Below are 2,627 nucleotides of genomic sequence, written 5' to 3' on the forward strand. Positions count from 1 at the left end.
GACGATCAGCCGTTCGGCCAGATCCAAAATCCACTCTGACATTACGTTCCCATCTACATGTACGTGGGAACGTAGCCTCTCAGGTCAGCATGCTGAAATGAAGGGCGTGGTTTATTGACGGCTTACAGCAAGACTACGCAGGCATGCGAACCGGGCTGCACCCGCAACCGGTGCGCATCGGAAAACGAACTGTTGCCTGGAAGGAAGCCGATATCGACGCATGCATCGCCAGCATGAACCGGGGCTCGGCAGCGCTTTGATTCGACCGTCAATGTGACGCGAATGGTCGGTGACGCGGGACAAGCGCTGCAGCCTCGCGGCTCACCGCAGAACAGAGGCCCTTGACCATGGTCGCGATCTCGACTTCCGCAATTCGAAGTAGCGCGCCAGTTCCTTTCAGGCTGAGTGTCGATCCAGACTGGTGCCTCTGCCGTTGGCTCCGGCTGGGCGCAGGCACACCTTTGCGTACCGTCAGGGCCTCGGTAGAGCTCTGGTAGCCGGTGTCGGCGCCATGCTCAAAGCTGCCTTGGCTTCCGGATGCACGAAGGCGCCCTCGAACACATCGCGTTCCTTGCGGGTCATCCCCACGCTGTCCGCCAGCCCGCACCAGCTCTCGGCGATCACCTGTGCCATGGACTGGATCGAGGTCGCAGCCGTATTGCGGTCGAGATCGAAGAAGACCGCGTTTTCCACCAGCAAGGCCACCGACGCCTCTGGCTCCGCTGCATCGGCGATCGCCGTCTTGAGCTCCCGAAAACGTTCCGGTGCAGGATTGACGTCGAACAGCGGTGACAACTCCCACTGCTTCTGTCCCACGTACAGGAATCCGTGGTTCTTGAGGTGGTCGTCGACGTTGGACACCAGGATGGTGAACGCGATTCGCTTGAAGAGCTCTTCGAGCGCAGCGGTCGGGTCGATGCTGTGCATTCGGATCGCATCGGCGATCTCCACGTAGGTCGAGCCATCAGCCGTCGGGGCCTCCAACATGGTCTGAGCGGAGATATAGGGGCGCCTGCCGCCGTTGAGCCGGTCGAATCGGCGAAGAATTGCCACTGGCAGGCCGGCGCTCATCTCGATGCGAGCCTCGGCCGCCCGCAAGCCGCAACGGCTGGCCAGCGCGAGCGTCATCACCTCTGCGCGTTCGACTGCCATCGTATCGGTGGTGCTGGTGAACTTCGCCAGCGCTAAACGACCGTCCGCGTCGAGGATCGAGCATTTCGGGCGGGCCCCGCCGAAGACTGTACCGATCTGCCGAAGCCGGCGCAGCGCGACCATGTCGGGCTCGTCGCGCTCAAAGGCAGCGATCTCATGGCTCAGCTGATCGAGCTGCAGCAGGGGTGGCACCCAGTGCCGTCCGGCAGGCTCTCCCGCCAAGAAGGGGCCGTCTGGCGCGTCCAGGCGGTACCGCAGAGCACCCATACGACTGAAGTCGTCGACCGACGCCAGGTAGTCCAACTCGGTCAGCGGCCCGCCGCGATCGCGGTTGAGTGCCGCATCCTTGCGAACAATGCTGCGACCCCACGAATCCGGAAGGGAGTCGGCAACTGCATGGGGCAGGGGCGAGCCTCGCGGCGCATCAGCCTTGAAGAATCGCCTCTGGTCGTCGAGCGGCAGCCCAGGCTCCAGCGCGAAGGCGCGCGGGTTCTCCAGCCAGCCCTCGGCGTACTGGAACACGCTGTGCTCGCGGTTGCCAGTGCTCTCAAAGGTCAGCGAGCCCACCAGCGTTTCAGCGGCGCCCAAACAGACTTGCAGCTTCGTCTGGGCCATCAGAACACCTCGGGCTCACTAACGGAAGCCGTCGGTACGCCTGGGCGGACCGACGCGTTCGGCGTGGTGCGCGGCCCGCTGGGCTTGGCTTGCGAACGGGGACTGCGAACGCGCTGCGGCAGGTCCCTGACTGCGATCGCCAAGCCCACATCGTCACGGGCAACGTCCAGGAGCTGCCCCAGGCGATCGATCTCACCGAGGGCGAGCAGCACCATGGCAAGGGCACCGAGTGAGACGCCTGGATCGCCCGCCTCGACCTTTTGCAGTGTGGCGCGACTGATACCCGCCCCGTCTGCCAGACGTTTCTGGGTGAATTCGCGCCGTTTGCGCGCGATCTGGACGTCATGTCCCAGCTTTTCCAACGCGGAAGTAGCCTTTTTGGAGGGGAGGGCAAGTTTAGCCATAGTGCCTCCTATTATGGCCAATAAGCGCTTTAGTGACTTCAATTAAAGGCATTATGGTGCATTTGAGTTGGGGCTTTCACGAAAAATAGTGGAAATGCCCAACGCCTGCCAAAACAGTCACTATCTATTTTACGGACTGCTTCTGCAGTCACTACTACTGATAGCCCGGCACTTGAAGCTTCAGCTTGAGCCACTGCGAGTCGCTGACGCGCACGCTCTCGGCCGCGTCCTGCTTCGTTGCCAATGGCATCAACAACTGGCTGCCCACGCTCTACGAGACGGTCTATCACCTGCCTTTGCAGGAGGCGCTGCCGCTCGCCTCGATAACGAGTCCGCCCTGAACAATTCCGTTCTCAACCGCGGACAGGTCGGCGGTCACCGTGTGCGGCGAACAACGCGGCGATGACCGCCTGCATCGGCAGCCCGAATCGGGCGCATAAAAGCCGCAGCGCGACC

Annotated in this window: 4 protein-coding genes; 2 read left to right on the forward strand and 2 right to left on the reverse strand. The window is 62.4% G+C overall.

Going from position 1 to position 2,627, the window contains the following annotated elements; all coding sequences use genetic code 11:
- The first annotated feature begins 143 nt into the window (after positions 1-143).
- A complete protein-coding gene (locus tag AVHM3334_RS23980) occupies positions 144-260 on the forward strand; it encodes a helix-turn-helix transcriptional regulator (RefSeq protein ID WP_349816646.1) in 117 nt (38 codons plus the stop codon).
- A gap of 211 nt (positions 261-471) precedes the next feature.
- On the opposite strand, the gene AVHM3334_RS23480 is transcribed toward AVHM3334_RS23980, so the two are convergent.
- Positions 472-1,767: a type II toxin-antitoxin system HipA family toxin gene (locus AVHM3334_RS23480; RefSeq protein ID WP_284415846.1), complete on the reverse strand. Its 1,296-nt coding sequence runs from the start codon at positions 1,765-1,767 to the stop codon at positions 472-474.
- Complete coding sequence (locus tag AVHM3334_RS23485; RefSeq protein WP_284415847.1) at positions 1,767-2,171, reverse strand: helix-turn-helix domain-containing protein; 405 nt, start codon at positions 2,169-2,171, stop codon at positions 1,767-1,769. Before AVHM3334_RS23485 ends, AVHM3334_RS23480 begins: the two co-directional genes overlap by 1 nt.
- 185 nt (positions 2,172-2,356) lie before the next feature.
- On the opposite strand from AVHM3334_RS23485, the gene AVHM3334_RS23490 reads away from it, so the two are divergent.
- Positions 2,357-2,512 (forward strand): hypothetical protein, encoded by a 156-nt coding sequence (locus tag AVHM3334_RS23490; protein ID WP_284415848.1) that lies wholly within the window; start codon positions 2,357-2,359, stop codon positions 2,510-2,512.
- Positions 2,513-2,627: the final 115 nt, after the last annotated feature.

Origin of the sequence: Acidovorax sp. SUPP3334 (assembly GCF_030159055.1) — a bacterium.
In the GTDB taxonomy this organism is placed as follows: Bacteria; Pseudomonadota; Gammaproteobacteria; order Burkholderiales; family Burkholderiaceae_C; genus Paracidovorax.

Coding starts and splice junctions, on each gene's coding strand:
- AVHM3334_RS23980 (WP_349816646.1), top strand. CDS start 144: ATGCGAACCGGGCTGCACCCGCAACCGGTGCGCATCGGAAAACGAACT.
- AVHM3334_RS23480 (WP_284415846.1), bottom strand. CDS start 1,767: ATGGCCCAGACGAAGCTGCAAGTCTGTTTGGGCGCCGCTGAAACGCTG.
- AVHM3334_RS23485 (WP_284415847.1), bottom strand. CDS start 2,171: ATGGCTAAACTTGCCCTCCCCTCCAAAAAGGCTACTTCCGCGTTGGAA.